We start from the raw sequence: 16,371 nt of genomic DNA on the forward strand, positions 1-16,371 counted from the left end.
ACAACACCGGCGCCAACAGTACGGCCACCTTCCCGAATTGCGAATCGTAAACCTTCGTCCATCGCAATAGGTGCATGTAGGTGAATAGTCAATTGTACGTTATCACCAGGCATTACCATTTCTACTCCAGATGGTAAGTCACATGTACCTGTTACGTCGGTTGTTCTGAAATAAAACTGTGGTCTATAGCCATTGAAAAATGGAGTATGACGTCCACCTTCTTCCTTTGACAACACGTATACTTCAGCTTCAAATTTTGTATGAGGCTTAATTGTACCTGGCTTCGCTAATACTTGGCCACGTTCAACTTCGTCTCGCTTGGTTCCACGTAATAACACACCTACGTTATCTCCAGCTCGACCTTCATCCAACAACTTACGGAACATCTCAACACCTGTGCAAGTGGTTTTTTGAGTATCACGGATTCCCACAATCTCAATCTCTTCGCCCACTTTCACAATTCCACTCTCTACACGACCAGTTACTACTGTTCCACGTCCAGAAATTGAAAATACGTCTTCAATCGGTAACAAGAATGCTTTATCAATGTTTCTTACTGGCTCAGGAATGTATGAGTCCATGGTTTCAACCAATTTCTCAATTGCTTTTACACCAATCTCACTCTCATCTCCTTCTAACGCTTTCAGCGCAGAACCAACTACAATTGGGATATCATCGCCAGGGAAATCGTAACTGCTTAACAAGTCACGTACTTCCATCTCAACCAATTCTAATAACTCTGGATCATCGACCATGTCTGCTTTGTTCATGAACACAACAATGTATGGAACACCTACTTGGCGTGATAACAGAATGTGCTCTCTAGTTTGTGGCATAGGACCATCTGCTGCTGATACTACGAGTATCGCGCCGTCCATTTGCGCCGCTCCAGTAATCATGTTCTTAACATAGTCAGCATGTCCTGGGCAATCTACGTGTGCATAGTGTCTGTTTGCTGATTCGTATTCTACGTGTGCTGTAGAAATCGTAATACCACGCTCACGCTCTTCTGGGGCCGCATCAATCTGATCATAGGCTTTCGCTGTACCACCAAACTTCTTCGCCATAATTGTGGTAATAGCCGCTGTTAATGTCGTCTTACCGTGGTCTACGTGACCAATCGTGCCCACGTTTACGTGTGGCTTCTTACGCTCAAATTTTTCCTTCGCCATTTCAATAACCTCGTTAACTTTATTGTTTCTTAATAATTGCTTCAGCAATGTTATTTGGTGCTTCCGCGTACTTACTAAATTCCATTGTATATGTTGCTCTTCCTTGCGTCGCAGAACGTAAATCGGTCGAATAACCAAACATCTCTGCTAATGGAACTTCAGCCCTAACAATTTTACCTGCTGGTGAATCTTCCATTCCTTGAACCAGACCGCGACGTCTGTTAAGGTCACCCATAACATCCCCCATATAATCCTCAGGGGTTACGACTTCAACACTCATTATAGGTTCAAGCAATACAGGTTTAGCTTTTAATGCACCTTGCTTAAAGCATTGTGAACCAGCGATTTTAAATGCCATCTCACTAGAATCCACTTCATGGAATGAACCGTCAAACAACGTGACTTTAACATCCACTACTGGATAACCAGCAATAACGCCATTTTGCATCTGCTCTTGAACACCCTTATCAACAGCTGGAATGTATTCTTTAGGAATAACACCACCAACAATTGCGTTGATAAACTCATAACCTGCTCCAGGTTCCTGGGGTTCAATTTTCAACCAAACGTGACCATATTGTCCACGCCCACCTGATTGTCTTACAAATTTGCCTTCTTGCTCCACAGGTTGTTTCAATGTTTCGCGATAGGCAACTTGAGGCTTACCAACATTAGCTTCCACATTAAACTCACGTTTCATGCGGTCAACAATAATTTCCAGATGAAGCTCGCCCATACCTTCAATGATAGTTTGACCAGATTCTTCATCAGTATGAACTCTGAATGAAGGATCTTCTTGAGCCAACTTACCAAGAGCAATACCCATTTTTTCTTGGTCTGCTTTTGTTTTTGGTTCAACAGCTACTGCAATTACAGGATCTGGAAAATCCATTCTTTCTAATATGACTACGTTCTCGGTATCACATAGGGTATCACCAGTCATTACTGTTTTCAGTCCCACAGCTGCCGCAATATCACCGGCTCTAACTTCTTTAATTTCTTCGCGTGAATTAGCATGCATCTGTAGCAAACGACCTATACGCTCTCTTTTAGCTTTCACCGAGTTATAAACAGTATCACCACTCTTTAAAACACCTGAGTAGGTTCTGAAATAGGTTAAAGTACCAACGAATGGGTCAGTTGCGATTTTAAAAGCCAAAGCAGAAAAAGGAGCATCATAGCTAGTTTTACGAGAAGCAGGCTCACCATCTTCATCAATACCTTGAACGTCGGGAATGTCAGTTGGAGAAGGTAAATATTCAATCACTCCGTCTAGTACTGCTTGCACCCCTTTATTTTTAAAGGCTGAACCACAGAAAACAGGGACAATTTGGTTGCTAATAGTCAGTTGACGTAGCGCTTTTTTAATCTCTACTTCAGTAAATTCTTGACCATCAAGATATTTTTCCATGAGATCTTCATTTGCTTCTGCGGCAGCTTCTACGAGTAAAGCACGATATTCTTCGCATTGTTCTTTGAGATCCGCAGGAACATCTTTATATTGGAAAGTCATCCCCTTGTTTTCTTCATCCCAGTGAATTGCCTTCATTTTAATGAGGTCAATAACGCCTTTAAACTCTTCTTCAGCACCAATAGGCAATTGAACAACGACAGGATTTGAACCGAGTCTTTGTTTAATTTGGCTCACAACACGAAGGAAGTTTGCACCCATTCTATCCATCTTATTGACGAATACGATACGTGGCACACCATATTTGTTTGCTTGACGCCAAACAGTTTCAGACTGTGGTTCCACTCCGGATACTGAATCGAACACAACTACAGCACCATCGAGTACACGCAATGAACGCTCTACTTCAATCATAAAGTCGACGTGTCCTGGAGTATCGATAATGTTGATTCGATGGCGTTCGAACTGTTTGTCCATACCTGACCAGTAGCAAGTTGTTGCTGCTGACGTAATGGTAATGCCGCGCTCTTGCTCCTGAACCATCCAGTCCATAGTTGCAGCACCGTCATGAACTTCACCAATTTTATGAGACATTCCAGTATAGTACAGTACACGCTCAGTTGTTGTGGTTTTCCCAGCATCAACGTGCGCTGCAATACCTATGTTTCTATATAGCTTTAATGGAGTAGACACGGAATTACCTCTCTATTAGTTCCATCTAAAGTGTGCAAACGCCTGGTTGGCTTTTGCCATCTTATGTGTATCTTCGCGTTTCTTCACTGCAGAACCTTTACTTTCGTAAGCATCCATCAGTTCTCCAGCTAAACGTAGCATCATACCCTTTTCTCCGCGAGTACGTGCTGCCTGTACAATCCAGCGCATTCCCAAAGCAATGCTTCGGTCAGTTCTAACTTCAACAGGTACTTGATATGTAGCACCACCAACTCGGCGTGAACGAACTTCAACGCTTGGGCGCACATTATCTAAAGCATTTTCAAAATAACGAAGAACTGTTGCTGAACCGTTTGAACCTGATTCACCTTCATCTTCATCTGCTTTTTTAAGTTTCTTTACGCGCTCTTCCATAACGGATAAAGCACCATATATAATTTTTTCAGCAGTAGATTTCTTACCGCTAACCATTAAAACGTTGATAAATTTTGCTAATAATTCACTATGATGCTTAGGATCTGGCAAAATTTCTCTTTTAGGGACTTCTCTTCTTCTAGGCATTTCGATTTCCTACAATCAGTTATTTTTTATCTTTTGGTTTTTTAGTACCGTATTTTGAACGGCCTTGTTTACGATCATTAACACCTGATGTATCTAAGCTACCGCGTACAGTGTGGTAACGCACCCCAGGCAAATCTTTAACACGACCACCTCTAATTAGAACAACTGAGTGTTCCTGAAGGTTATGGCCTTCTCCACCAATGTATGATGAAACTTCAAATCCATTAGTTAAACGTACACGAGCAACCTTACGCATAGCTGAGTTAGGTTTTTTAGGTGTAGTAGTGTAAACGCGTGTACACACACCGCGTCTTTGTGGACATGATTCCAGTGCAGGCACGTTACTTTTCTTCTTTACGTCCACACGAGGCTTTCTTACTAACTGATTAATAGTAGCCATTTATACTTAACTCCGATCTGTCTCTTTTGATTATTTCGAATGCATAAGGAGGCCGGATTCTATATAGCTACGGCAGATTTGTCAAGTTTAATCTGCCGTTTTCGAATCCGAACTAGTGTTCTTGATTATCTGCGTTTAGTGCTTCACTTAACGCATGCTCAACATCACTTGCAGTGACGGTATGCACTGGGTGCTCACCGGCTGCAGCCTTTGCTCTTTTTGCCTTTCGGCTTTGATGGTATGCATAACCTGTTCCTGCTGGAATCAAGCGCCCTACCATAACATTTTCTTTTAAACCACGTAAATCATCAACTTTACCACTTACAGCAGCTTCAGTTAGAACTCTTGTTGTTTCCTGGAACGAAGCAGCAGAAATAAATGACTCAGTCGCCAAAGAAGCCTTTGTAATACCTAACAAAATAGGAATACCACGGGCTGCTTGTTTATCCTCAGCAATGAGCTTGTCATTTTCTTGCAACAGGACGCTTTCTTCTACTTGCTCTCCTACTAAGAACTTAGAATCCCCAGCAAAAGTAATAACTCGTTTACGTAGCATTTGTCGTACGATTACTTCGATATGTTTGTCATTAATTTTTACACCTTGTAAACGATATACGTCTTGAACTTCATTTACGATGTAATTAGCTAATGCACCAACACCTAGCAAGCGTAATATATCATGAGGATTGAGCGCGCCTTCAGCAATTATTTCACCGCGTTCAACATGCTCCCCTTCGAAGACAGAAATATGTCTCCATTTGGGTATCAATTCTTCATGACATTGATCTTCAGAAACATTAATAAGTAATCTTCTCTTACCTTTTGTTTCCTTACCAAAGCTAACCATTCCTGAAACTTCAGCCATAACAGCTGAATCTTTAGGTTTACGTGCTTCGAATAAATCAGCTACCCTTGGCAGCCCCCCTGTAATATCGCGTGTTTTAGAGCGCTCTTGGGGAATACGGGCAATAACATCCCCTATACCTACGTGATTGCCATCTTCGAAATTAACAATTGCATCGACAGGCAGATAGTATTGAGCAGGAACGTTCGTACCAGCAAGATAAATATCTTCGCCATTTTCCGCGACTAATTTTACCATCGGACGCATATCACGACCTGCTGCACTACGTTGTTTCGCATCGATAACTACAATGTTGCTCAAGCCGGTTAGCTCGTCTGTTTGTCGATTCATGGTAATACCATCAATCAAATCAACGAATTTCAGATATCCTGTTACCTCAGAAATAACCGGGTGAGTATGCGGATCCCATGTAGCAATAACTTGTCCAGCCTCCACAGGCGAATTGTCTTGAACTGAAATTACTGCACCGTAAGGTAACTTATAACGCTCACGCTCGCGCCCAAATTCATCAACAATAGTTACTTCACCAGAACGTGATACCGCAACCAAGTTTTTGTTTTCGTGAGTTACTGTTTTAATGTTATGTAAACGTATAACCCCTTTAGTTTTAATCTGAATATTATTCGCGGCAGTTGCTCGGGAAGCAGCACCTCCAATATGGAAAGTACGCATTGTTAGCTGAGTACCAGGCTCACCAATTGATTGGGCAGCAATAATACCTACGGCTTCACCGGTATTAACGAGATGACCTCTTGCCAGATCTCGACCATAGCACTTAGCACATAATCCAAAACGGGTTTGACAGGTAATCGGTGAACGAACCAAAATTTGGTCTACACCTTGTTTTTCCAGTTTTTCAACCCACTCTTCATCCAATAATGTTCCAGCAGTTACTACAGGTTCACTCTGGTTAGGAATATAAACATCAGAAGCAACGACCCTTCCTAAAACTCGCTCATGTAGTGGCTCAACGATATCACCACCCTCAATCAGAGGTTGCATTAAAATACCGGTATCCACACCGCAATCATCTTCAGTAATCACTACGTCTTGAGCTACATCCACTAAACGTCTTGTCAGATAACCCGAGTTAGCTGTTTTTAACGCTGTATCTGCCAAACCCTTTCTCGCTCCGTGTGTCGAAATAAAGTACTGGAATACATTCAAACCTTCGCGGAAGTTAGCTGTAATTGGGGTTTCAATAATTGAGCCATCTGGCGCAGCCATCAGTCCCCGCATACCTGCCAGCTGTCTAATTTGCGCTGCGGAACCCCGCGCACCAGAGTCAGCCATCATAAAGATTGGGTTAAATGACTCTTGTCGAACCTTATTGCCTTTTGCGTCAAAAGCTTCTTCTGTTGCAATTTTAGTCATCATCGATTTAGCAACCAGTTCGTTAGTTCTGGACCAAATATCGATTACTTTATTGTAACGTTCGCCATTAGTAACTAGACCAGAGCGGAATTGTGATTCAATTTCTCGAACTTCGTTATCAGCATGCTCGATAATACTGGCTTTATCATCTGGTATTTCCATATCTTCAATACCAATTGACACTCCAGAGCGTGTTGCATACTTAAAGCCAGTGTACATAAGCTTATCAGCAAAAATAACTGTTTCTTTCAAACCAAAAGTTCTATAGCAGGTGTCAATAACCTTTGAAATAACTTTCTTGGTCATGGTACGGTTTATCGTTGCAAAAGTCATACCTTTGGGTAATACCTCAGCAAGAATTGCTCTACCAACTGTTGTTTCAACTAAATGATAGCCTTCTCCGTCTTCTTTTGGCATACGGATTTTAATTTTGGCATGAATATCAAGATGACCCGACTCATAAAAGTTTTGTGCTTCTTGGGGACTTACGAAAATTTTCCCTTCGCCCAATGCATTAACTTTTTCTCGGGTTAAGTAATATAAGCCAAGTACAACGTCCTGGCTGGGTACAATAATAGGCTCACCACTCGCAGGTGACAAGATGTTATTTGTTGACATCATTAGTGAGCGAGCTTCTAATTGTGCCTCCAAAGTCAACGGAACGTGAACAGCCATTTGGTCACCGTCAAAGTCCGCGTTGTATGCAGTACACACTAAAGGATGAAGTTGAATAGCTTTACCTTCAATTAGTACGGGCTCAAATGCCTGGATACCTAATCTATGTAACGTAGGAGCACGGTTTAGCAGGATAGGATGTTCGCGAATCACATCATCCAAGATATCCCAAACAACTGACTCTTCGCGCTCTACCATTTTCTTGGCCGCTTTAATTGTGGTAGCTAAACCTCTGAATTCAAGTTTGCTAAATATAAATGGTTTAAATAACTCCAGCGCCATTTTCTTTGGGAGACCGCACTGATGCAGTTTCAAAGTTGGACCAACCACAATTACTGAACGACCTGAATAGTCTACACGTTTGCCTAACAGGTTTTGACGGAAACGACCTTGCTTTCCTTTAATCATATCTGCTAATGATTTAAGCGGTCGCTTGTTAGTACCAGTAATTGCACGGCCACGACGTCCATTATCAAGCAACGCATCAACTGATTCCTGTAACATTCTCTTTTCATTGCGTACTATAATGTCTGGCGCATTCAAATCCAGAAGACGTTTCAAACGATTATTTCGGTTAATAACGCGTCGATACAAATCATTCAAGTCAGATGTAGCAAAGCGGCCACCATCTAATGGGACTAGAGGTCTTAAATCAGGTGGCAGAACAGGCAATACATCCATGATCATCCACTCTGGTTTATTCCCAGACTCATAAAAAGCCTCAAGTAACTTTAATCGCTTTGTAATTTTCTTGATTTTTGTTTCAGAATTGGTTGTTGGTAATTCTTCACGTAAATTCCTGATTTCATCTTCCAAATCAACTTGACGTAGTAAATCACGAATTGCTTCGGCACCCATGCGGGCGTCAAATTCATCACCATATTGTTCCATTGCATCTAGATATACTTCATCATTCAGCAATTGGCCGCGTTCCAATTCAGTCATTCCAGGGTCAACAACTACAAATGCTTCAAAATAAAGTACACGTTCGATATCTCGTAAAGTCATATCCAGTAATAAACCTATTCTGGAAGGTAATGACTTCAAGAACCAGATATGTGCAACTGGGCTTGCTAGTTCGATATGCCCCATACGTTCACGCCGAACTTTAGCCAGAGCAAGCTCAACACCGCACTTTTCGCAAATAACGCCACGATGTTTAAGACGCTTGTATTTACCGCATAGGCATTCATAATCTTTAACTGGTCCAAACGTCTTGGCACAGAACAAGCCATCACGCTCAGGTTTAAATGTACGATAATTTATAGTTTCTGGTTTTTTTACTTCACCATATGACCATGAACGAATTAGCTCGGGAGAAGCCAACGCAATCTTAATTGCGTCGAACTCTTCACTTTGTCCCTGTTGTTTAAGTATGCCAAGCAAATCGCTCATTACAGGAGCTTTTCTCATTGGTTCATTCATTGGATCGTCGTTTAGAGTACTCAAGTCTATGCCTCCAAAAATTTGTTAATCAGTATGTATCGCTGAAAAAGTTAATCGTGTTCGAGTTCGATATCTATTCCCAATGCACGGATTTCTTTCAACAGTACATTGAAAGACTCAGGCATTCCTGGGTCCATACGATGATCGCCATCGACAATATTTTTGTAGATCTTTGTTCTACCTCCAACGTCATCTGATTTCACAGTCAACATTTCCTGTAATGTATAAGCTGCACCATAAGCTTCGAGAGCCCAAACCTCCATCTCCCCAAATCGCTGTCCACCAAACTGTGCTTTACCACCTAATGGTTGTTGTGTTACTAGACTGTATGAGCCAGTGGAGCGAGCATGTATCTTATCATCAACTAAATGGTTTAGTTTCAACATGTACATGTAACCTACAGTTACTGGGTTATCAAATTTATTTCCAGTTCTACCATCAATTAAGAACGTTTTACCATCGGAAGATAAATCTGCTAACTGCAACATGCTTTTTATTTCTTCTTCAGAAGCACCATCAAAAACAGGTGTTGCCATGGGTACACCAGCACGTAAATTGTCTGCCAATCTAAGTACTTCTTCATCATTCAGGCAATCTAAATGTACTCGTTGTACGTCATCATGGTTATATATTTTATTCAGGAATGACCTGATTTCAGTCGCATTTTTTCTTGCATCAAGCATCTGAGCAATTTTATTACCTAACCCTTTTGCCGCTAAGCCAAGGTGGGTTTCAAGTACTTGCCCGATATTCATCCGTGATGGTACGCCCAGCGGATTAAGAACGATGTCTACAGCTGTTCCATCTTCCATATGTGGCATGTCCTCAACGGGAACAACAATAGAGATAACCCCCTTGTTTCCATGACGACCTGCCATTTTATCACCTGGTTGAATACGTCTTTTCACAGCCAGATAGACTTTGACAATTTTTAAAACACCAGGAGCTAAATCATCACCTTGAATTATTTTCTTACGACTGTCATTAAAACGCTTTTCCATTTCTTTAGACAACATTTCAAGTTGTTTTGAAAGTTGTTCTAGTTGTTGGCTTGTTGCGTCATTTTCGAGACGGATATCAAACCACTTTTCTCTACTTAGTTTATCCAGGTACTCCTGAGTTATTTTGGATCCTGGTTTCAGGTTCCCTGGTCCGCCTGTTGCAACTTTATCGAGAACAATATTTGCTACACGGTGGTAGATATCTTCTTCACGAATACGTCGCTCATCAACTAAGTCCTTACGAACTCGAGCAAGATGTTCTTCTTCGATGCTTTTCGCACGTGCGTCCTTTTCTAAACCATCACGAGTAAATACTTGTACATCGATAACTGTACCGTTCATTCCTGATGGAACGCGAAGTGATGAATCTTTAACATCAGAAGCCTTTTCACCGAAGATTGCTCGTAAGAGTTTTTCTTCAGGGGTCAGTTGTGTTTCACCCTTAGGAGTAACTTTACCAACAAGAATATCACCTGCCTTAACTTCAGCACCAATGTACACTACGCCTGATTCATCCAGGTTAGATAGTGCTGACTCACCAACATTAGGGATATCTGCAGTAATTTCTTCAGTACCTAATTTGGTGTCTCGAGCGATACATGTTAATTCTTCTATGTGAATTGTTGTGAATCGATCATCTTGTACGATACGTTCGGAAATAAGAATAGAGTCCTCAAAGTTATACCCATTCCAGGGCATAAAAGCGACTAATAAGTTCTGACCTAAAGCCAGTTCACCCATATCAGTACAGGGACCGTCTGCCAAGATATCGCCTCTTTGAATGATATCACCAGTATTAACTATTGGTCGTTGATTAATACATGTATCTTGGTTTGATCGGAAGTATTTAGTCAGGTTGTATATATCCACACCTGTCTCGCCTGCAGTAGTTTCAGCATCATTCACGCGAACAACAATCCGTGATGCATCAACGAGGTCAATTACTCCACCTCGTTTTGCTACTACAGAAACCCCTGAGTCAGAAGCTACAATACGCTCCATTCCTGTTCCTACTAGAGGTTTTTCAGATCGTAGAGTTGGTACTGCTTGTCGCTGCATGTTTGAACCCATCAAAGCTCGGTTCGCATCATCATGCTCCAAGAATGGAATTAGAGAAGCAGCTACAGAAACAATCTGCTTCGGTGAAATATCCATGTAGTTAATATTATCGGGAGTAGTTAATGAAAATTCATTTTGATGTCTGCAAGGAACCAGATCTGCAAGAATGTTACCCTCTTTATCAAGAGCAACACTTGATTGTGCAATATACTGGTCAACTTCTTCAATAGCTGACAGATATTCAATCTCATCAGTCACGCGACCATTGATTACTTTGCGACATGGAGTTTCAATAAATCCATAATCATTTGTTCTTGCATAAACAGATAATGAGTTAATCAGACCAATGTTTGGACCTTCAGGAGTTTCAATAGGACATACACGACCATAGTGTGTTGTATGTACGTCGCGGACCTCAAAACCTGCACGCTCACGTGTTAAACCACCTGGGCCTAATGCGGAAACTCTTCGCTTATGGGTAACGCCCGATAAGGGGTTTACTTGATCCATAAATTGTGACAGCTGGCTTGAACCGAAAAACTCTTTAATTGCCGCAGAAACAGGTTTTGCGTTAATTAAATCTTGAGGCATCAGATTTTCAGACTCAACCAAACTTAAACGTTCTTTAACTGCTCTTTCAACACGTACAAGTCCTACTCTAAATTGGTTTTCAGTCATTTCACCAACACTTCGTACTCTTCGGTTACCAAGGTGGTCAATATCATCAACCATTCCAATACCATTTCTTATGTCGATTAATGTCTTGATAACAGCCATGATATCTTCTTTAGTCAAAGTACCTGGACCATCATCATTTTTTCGGCCGACACGTCGGTTGAATTTCATTCTTCCAACAGCAGATAAGTCATAACGTTCATCGACAAAAAATAGATTTTTAAATAAAGCTTCAGCCGCCTCTTTTGTTGGTGGCTCGCCTGGACGCATCATACGATAAATTTCTACAAGTGCTTCCAATTGACTAGAGGTTGGATCTATTTTGACTGTATCCGATATATAGGAACCATGATCTAAATCGTTGGTATAAATCATATCAAATTTATGGATTCCGTTAGATGCCATTACATCAAGCAAATCATCAGTAACTTCATCATTTGCTTGAGCAATAAACTCTCCAGTAGAAGTGTCTATTATATTTTTTGATAATGTTTTACCTATTAAATAATCACGAGGCACTATCAGATCTTTCATCTGACTTTTTTCCATTAATTTTATATGGCGTGCAGTGATTCTTCTACCTTGTTCAACTATTAGCTCTCCTGTTTCAGGAACATGAATATCAAATGAAGCAATTTCACCGCGTAAGCGTTGAGGTATGAGGTCAATATGATATTCGCCATTTTTAAGATGGCAGCTAGTCATTTCAAAAAATTCACTTAGGATATCTTCTGTTTCGTATCCTAAAGCTCTTAAGAGAATACTTACCGGTAATTTACGTCGTCTATCAATACGAACATAAACACAATCTTTTGGATCAAATTCAAAATCTAACCAAGAACCACGGTAGGGTATAATGCGTGCAGAATATAACAGCTTACCAGATGAATGGGTCTTGCCTTTATCATGTTCAAATATAACACCAGGTGATCGATGTAATTGAGAAACAACTACTCTTTCAGTACCATTTACAACAAACGTACCTACGTCTGTCATTAAAGGTATTTCACCCATAAAAACGTCTTGCTCTCTAATATCTTTGATTGGCTTAGGTTCTTCGCTTGCGTCCTTATCCAGAACAACAAGTCTTATTTTAACCCTCAATGGTGCAGAATATGTTAGGCCTCTTAATTTGCATTCACGAACATCAAACGCTGGTTCGCCTAACTTATAACCAACATATTCTAGTCGTGCATTGCCAGAAAAGCTTTCAATCGGAAATACAGAAGAAAATGCAGCATGCAATCCTGTATTAAAGTGTTCATTTGACTTGCTATCAGCCTGAAGAAAATCCCTGTAGGATTTGAGTTGAATTTCAAGCAGATTTGGTATTGCCATTTTATCGGCCTGCGTACCAAAGCTTTTGCGAAATCGTTTTTTCTCAGCATGCGAATATTGAGGTTTAGCTTCTGCAACGGCCATGGTGTTTCCTCTGTAAATTATTGATGACTTCAAACACGTAAACCCAGCCATGAAGCCATGGCTGGGTCCTATCTCACTGATATAACTTTATTATTTAACTTCTACTGAAGCACCAGCTTCTTCAAGTTCTTTCTTGATGTTAGCAGCTTCATCTTTAGATACACCTTCTTTAATTGTTGAAGGAGCACCTTCTACTAAATCTTTAGCTTCTTTCAAGCCAAGACCAGTAATACCACGAACTGCTTTAATAACGTTAACTTTGTTTGCACCGAAACTGGTCATAACAACAGTAAATTCTGTTTGTTCTTCAGCAGCGGCAGCAGCAGCAGCTGGAGCAGCAACTGCAACAGCAGCAGCGGCAGCAGAAACGTTAAATTTCTCTTCCATTGCTTCGATTAACTCAACAACTTCCATAACAGACATATTTGCTATGGTTTCTAAAATATCATTTTTTGACACAGCCATTACTAGCTCCTGATTTAAAATTAATTTATTGATTAAATGTGATTTAACCTGCTTTTTTATCTTTTACCGCTGCTAAGGTTCTTACTAATTTAGCATGAGGCTCAGCAAGAGTTCTGACAAATTTCTCAACGGGCGCTTTCATCACGTACATTAACTTGGCAATAGCTTCATCACGAGTCGGTAAGCTTGCTACAGCATCAATTTGATCTGCTTTGTATACTTTTCCGCCTACTGATAATGCTCTGACCTCAAGTTTGTCGCATGTCTTAGTGAATTCTTTAAGTAGTCTTGCAGCATCACTAGGTGCTTCTAGTGATAACGCGATGAATAACGGGCCAACAAGCAAGTCATTCAAGCACTCAAATTCAGTGTTTTTAAATGCTCTTCTTGTCAATGTATTTCTTACAACCCGAAGATAAACACCAGATTTACGTGCTTCACTACGTAAGTGCGTCATTTGATTAACAGTTAAACCACGATAATCAGCAACTACTGCCGAAATAGCCTTTGAGGCGACCGCAGTCACTTCTTCAACAACAGCTTTTTTTGCAGCTAAATTTAATGTCACGTTACTGACCTCCTAATTATACAAATCACAAGGATTTGCCAGTTATGGTGGCCGCCTCTTTCATTAAGTTGGAGCCGGTTCACCGTCTGCGCAGGAAATTAAGCGTTAGCACCTGCGGTCTTCGACGGCATGGAACCAAATCTATGCCGTGAATTCCTAAAAATGGGTGGATATATTACACAGGTATTGATGAAATATCAATAGCTATGCCAGGACCCATAGTTGTAGATAAAGATATTTTCTTTAAATATTGACCTTTTGATGAAGAAGGCTTCGCCTTTTTAAGATCGTTAATTAAAGCAACAATATTTTCAATAATGTCTTCAACAGTAAAATCTACTTTCCCAACGGTACAATGTATAATACCATTTTTATCAGTTCTGTATCGTACTTGACCTGATTTAGCATCTTTAACTGCAGCTTCAACGTTGGTAGTTACAGTTCCAACTTTTGGATTTGGCATTAAGCCTCTTGGACCTAGAACCTGACCTAACTGACCAACAATACGCATTGCATCGGGCGTAGCAATAACAACATCGAAGTCCATTGCGCCGCCTTTTATCTTTTCAGCCAAATCTTCAAATCCAACGATATCAGCACCAGCGTCTTTAGCTTTAGTTGCGTTGTCGCCTTGTGCAAACACAGCTACACGAACAACTTTACCGGTACCTTTAGGTAAATTGGTTGATGAACGGACTACTTGATCTGATTTACGAGGATCAACACCCAAATTAACACTTATATCTAAACTTTCGCGAAATTTAGTTGAAGCAAATTGTTTTAAAAGATTGATTGCTTCACTAGCACTATATAAATGATTTGTTTTGATTGTCTCTAAAATCTTTTTTTGTTTTTTCGATACTCTTGGCATGGCATCCCCCTTACTCTAAACCTTCAACGTCAATACCCATACTGCGAGCAGTACCTGCAATACTTCTAACTGCTGCTGCTAAGCTTGCTGCAGTTAAATCAGGCTCTTTAATTTTCGCAATTTCTTCAAGTTGCTTGACGTTAAGTTTGGCCACTTTTTTAGTGTTAGGTGTACCACTTCCACTTTGAATACCGGCAGCCTTTTTCAGAAGAACTGAAGCTGGTGGTGTCTTAGTAATAAAGGTAAAGCTACGGTCACTATATACAGTGATAACAACAGGAGTGGGTAACCCTTGTTCCATTTGTTGTGTCGCAGCATTGAAGGCCTTACAAAACTCCATAATGTTTACACCGCGTTGACCCAAAGCTGGACCGACTGGTGGACTTGGATTTGCTTTACCTGCTGGGATTTGCAACTTTATATATGCTTCTACTTTTTTTGCCATCTTTACTCCTTACGGGTCATACGCCAAGTTAATATGAGTTTACTTTCTCTATGTCTCCTAGCTCCCCTTTTTACACAAAATAGCCCTGTATAACTCTTTTCTAAACAAGATGTTTATTAAGACTTATCAGGGCACCTTAGCGAACTAAGTTTTCTCTACTTGACTAAATTCAAGTTCAACTGGAGTAGATCGTCCAAAAATCAGGACAGCTACTCTTAATTTGTTTTTCTCATAATTGACTTCTTCTACTACACCATTAAAGTCAACAAATGGACCTTCTTTAACTCGAACCACTTCACCTGGTTCAAAGAGGATCTTGGGTCTTGGTTTGGTAACGCCATCTTCAACACGTTGCATGATTGCTCGTGCTTCTTTATCAGTAATAGGTGTAGGTGTCTGACTGGTTCCACCAATAAAGCCTAAAACTCTTGGTATTGCTCTTATCATATGCCATGTCTGATCATCCATAACCATGTTTACTAATACATAGCCTGGAAAAAACTTGCGTGTACTTTTGCGCTTTTGGCCTGAACGCATTTCAACAACTTCTTCTGAAGGCACAACAACTTCACCAATTTTATCTTCTAAGTTGTGGTGTTGCGCACGAGATTTAATTTCGCGCATAACGAAATTCTCGTAACCTGAATAGGCATGTACAACATACCATTGTTTCGATTTGTGTTCTTCCACCGAATTCACCCTAAATGCGTTATTTTAGCAATTGCCCACATCATCACAGAATCGACTCCCCAGAGTATAAATCCGGTTACGGCTACCATAACAATAACAATGGTTGTTGTCTGTATCGTCTCCTGGCGGGTTGGCCAAACGACTTTTAACAATTCAACTTTTGATTCTTGAGCAAATTTAAATACTTGTTTACCCACAGATGTCATGTAGGCAAAAAATAAAGTCAACAATAACCATACTAGCCATATTATCGACTGGATGGGACCTGAAAATGTATAGTGATATGTACAAAAAAAAGCTGCTGCAGTTACAAGAACCACAGACATCCATGAAAGTATATTTTTAGTAGTACTTTGATTTTCGTTAGAACTTTTCATATTCACTTGTAAGTTGGCAGGCCAGGAGGGAATCGAACCCCCAACCTGCGGTTTTGGAGACCGCCACTCTGCCAATTGAGCTACTGGCCTAAATTAATTGGCACGAATCATTATAATTCATGCCAACACAATTTAACTTTGTTACTCGATAATTTTCGCAACAACACCGGCGCCAACAGTACGGCCACCTTCCCGAATTGCGAATCGTAAACCTTCGTCCAT

General features: G+C 40.6%; 13 protein-coding genes and 1 tRNA gene. All 14 read right to left on the bottom strand.

The window, feature by feature from the left end:
• Positions 1–1,172, bottom strand: a 1,172-nt coding sequence (tuf, locus tag DGG96_RS19680; protein WP_110144192.1) for an elongation factor Tu, incomplete at its 3' end; no start/stop codon positions are given.
• A gap of 19 nt (positions 1,173–1,191) precedes the next feature.
• Positions 1,192–3,276, bottom strand: a complete 2,085-nt coding sequence (gene fusA / locus DGG96_RS19685; protein ID WP_110144184.1) for an elongation factor G — start codon at positions 3,274–3,276, stop codon at positions 1,192–1,194.
• A gap of 15 nt (positions 3,277–3,291) precedes the next feature.
• Positions 3,292–3,816 carry a 30S ribosomal protein S7 gene (gene rpsG / locus DGG96_RS19690; RefSeq protein ID WP_110144185.1) on the bottom strand — a complete coding sequence of 175 codons (525 nt, stop codon included), beginning with the start codon at positions 3,814–3,816 and terminating at the stop codon, positions 3,292–3,294.
• A gap of 19 nt (positions 3,817–3,835) precedes the next feature.
• Positions 3,836–4,216 (bottom strand): 30S ribosomal protein S12, encoded by a 381-nt coding sequence (gene rpsL, locus DGG96_RS19695; RefSeq protein WP_010654837.1) that lies wholly within the window; start codon positions 4,214–4,216, stop codon positions 3,836–3,838.
• Positions 4,217–4,328: 112 nt separating this feature from the next.
• Entirely contained in the window at positions 4,329–8,525 is a 4,197-nt protein-coding gene (gene rpoC, locus DGG96_RS19700) for a DNA-directed RNA polymerase subunit beta' (protein ID WP_165831651.1), read from the bottom strand.
• Between the two features lie 101 nt (positions 8,526–8,626).
• Complete coding sequence (gene rpoB / locus DGG96_RS19705; protein WP_110144187.1) at positions 8,627–12,733, bottom strand: DNA-directed RNA polymerase subunit beta; 4,107 nt, start codon at positions 12,731–12,733, stop codon at positions 8,627–8,629.
• A gap of 90 nt (positions 12,734–12,823) precedes the next feature.
• On the bottom strand, positions 12,824–13,198 hold the full coding sequence (gene rplL / locus DGG96_RS19710) for a 50S ribosomal protein L7/L12 (protein WP_058466785.1): 375 nt from the start codon (positions 13,196–13,198) through the stop codon (positions 12,824–12,826).
• A 43-nt stretch (positions 13,199–13,241) separates the two neighbouring features.
• A complete protein-coding gene (gene rplJ, locus DGG96_RS19715; RefSeq protein ID WP_110144188.1) occupies positions 13,242–13,766 on the bottom strand; it encodes a 50S ribosomal protein L10 in 525 nt (174 codons plus the stop codon).
• Between the two features lie 175 nt (positions 13,767–13,941).
• Positions 13,942–14,637 carry a 50S ribosomal protein L1 gene (rplA, locus tag DGG96_RS19720; RefSeq protein ID WP_110144189.1) on the bottom strand — a complete coding sequence of 232 codons (696 nt, stop codon included), beginning with the start codon at positions 14,635–14,637 and terminating at the stop codon, positions 13,942–13,944.
• 10 nt (positions 14,638–14,647) lie between these two features.
• Positions 14,648–15,082 (bottom strand): 50S ribosomal protein L11, encoded by a 435-nt coding sequence (rplK, locus tag DGG96_RS19725; protein ID WP_010654844.1) that lies wholly within the window; start codon positions 15,080–15,082, stop codon positions 14,648–14,650.
• A gap of 144 nt (positions 15,083–15,226) precedes the next feature.
• Positions 15,227–15,772: a transcription termination/antitermination protein NusG gene (gene nusG, locus DGG96_RS19730; RefSeq protein WP_165831650.1), complete on the bottom strand. Its 546-nt coding sequence runs from the start codon at positions 15,770–15,772 to the stop codon at positions 15,227–15,229.
• Between the two features lie 5 nt (positions 15,773–15,777).
• Positions 15,778–16,149, bottom strand: coding sequence for a preprotein translocase subunit SecE (gene secE / locus DGG96_RS19735; protein WP_110144191.1), 372 nt, complete (start codon positions 16,147–16,149; stop codon positions 15,778–15,780).
• 14 nt (positions 16,150–16,163) lie between these two features.
• Positions 16,164–16,239: transfer RNA gene (locus tag DGG96_RS19740), tRNA-Trp, on the bottom strand.
• Positions 16,240–16,290: 51 nt separating this feature from the next.
• Positions 16,291–16,371: EF-Tu C-terminal domain-related protein (locus DGG96_RS19745; protein ID WP_078767514.1), on the bottom strand; the 81-nt coding region annotated here is incomplete at its 5' end.

The sequence above is a fragment of the Legionella qingyii genome (assembly GCF_003184185.1).

Coding starts and splice junctions, on each gene's coding strand:
- rplK (WP_010654844.1), bottom strand. CDS start 15,082: ATGGCAAAAAAAGTAGAAGCATATATAAAGTTGCAAATCCCAGCAGGT.
- secE (WP_110144191.1), bottom strand. CDS start 16,149: ATGAAAAGTTCTAACGAAAATCAAAGTACTACTAAAAATATACTTTCA.
- rpoB (WP_110144187.1), bottom strand. CDS start 12,733: ATGGCCGTTGCAGAAGCTAAACCTCAATATTCGCATGCTGAGAAAAAA.
- rpsG (WP_110144185.1), bottom strand. CDS start 3,816: ATGCCTAGAAGAAGAGAAGTCCCTAAAAGAGAAATTTTGCCAGATCCT.
- rpoC (WP_165831651.1), bottom strand. CDS start 8,525: ATGAGCGATTTGCTTGGCATACTTAAACAACAGGGACAAAGTGAAGAG.
- rpsL (WP_010654837.1), bottom strand. CDS start 4,216: ATGGCTACTATTAATCAGTTAGTAAGAAAGCCTCGTGTGGACGTAAAG.
- rplA (WP_110144189.1), bottom strand. CDS start 14,637: ATGCCAAGAGTATCGAAAAAACAAAAAAAGATTTTAGAGACAATCAAA.
- rplL (WP_058466785.1), bottom strand. CDS start 13,198: ATGGCTGTGTCAAAAAATGATATTTTAGAAACCATAGCAAATATGTCT.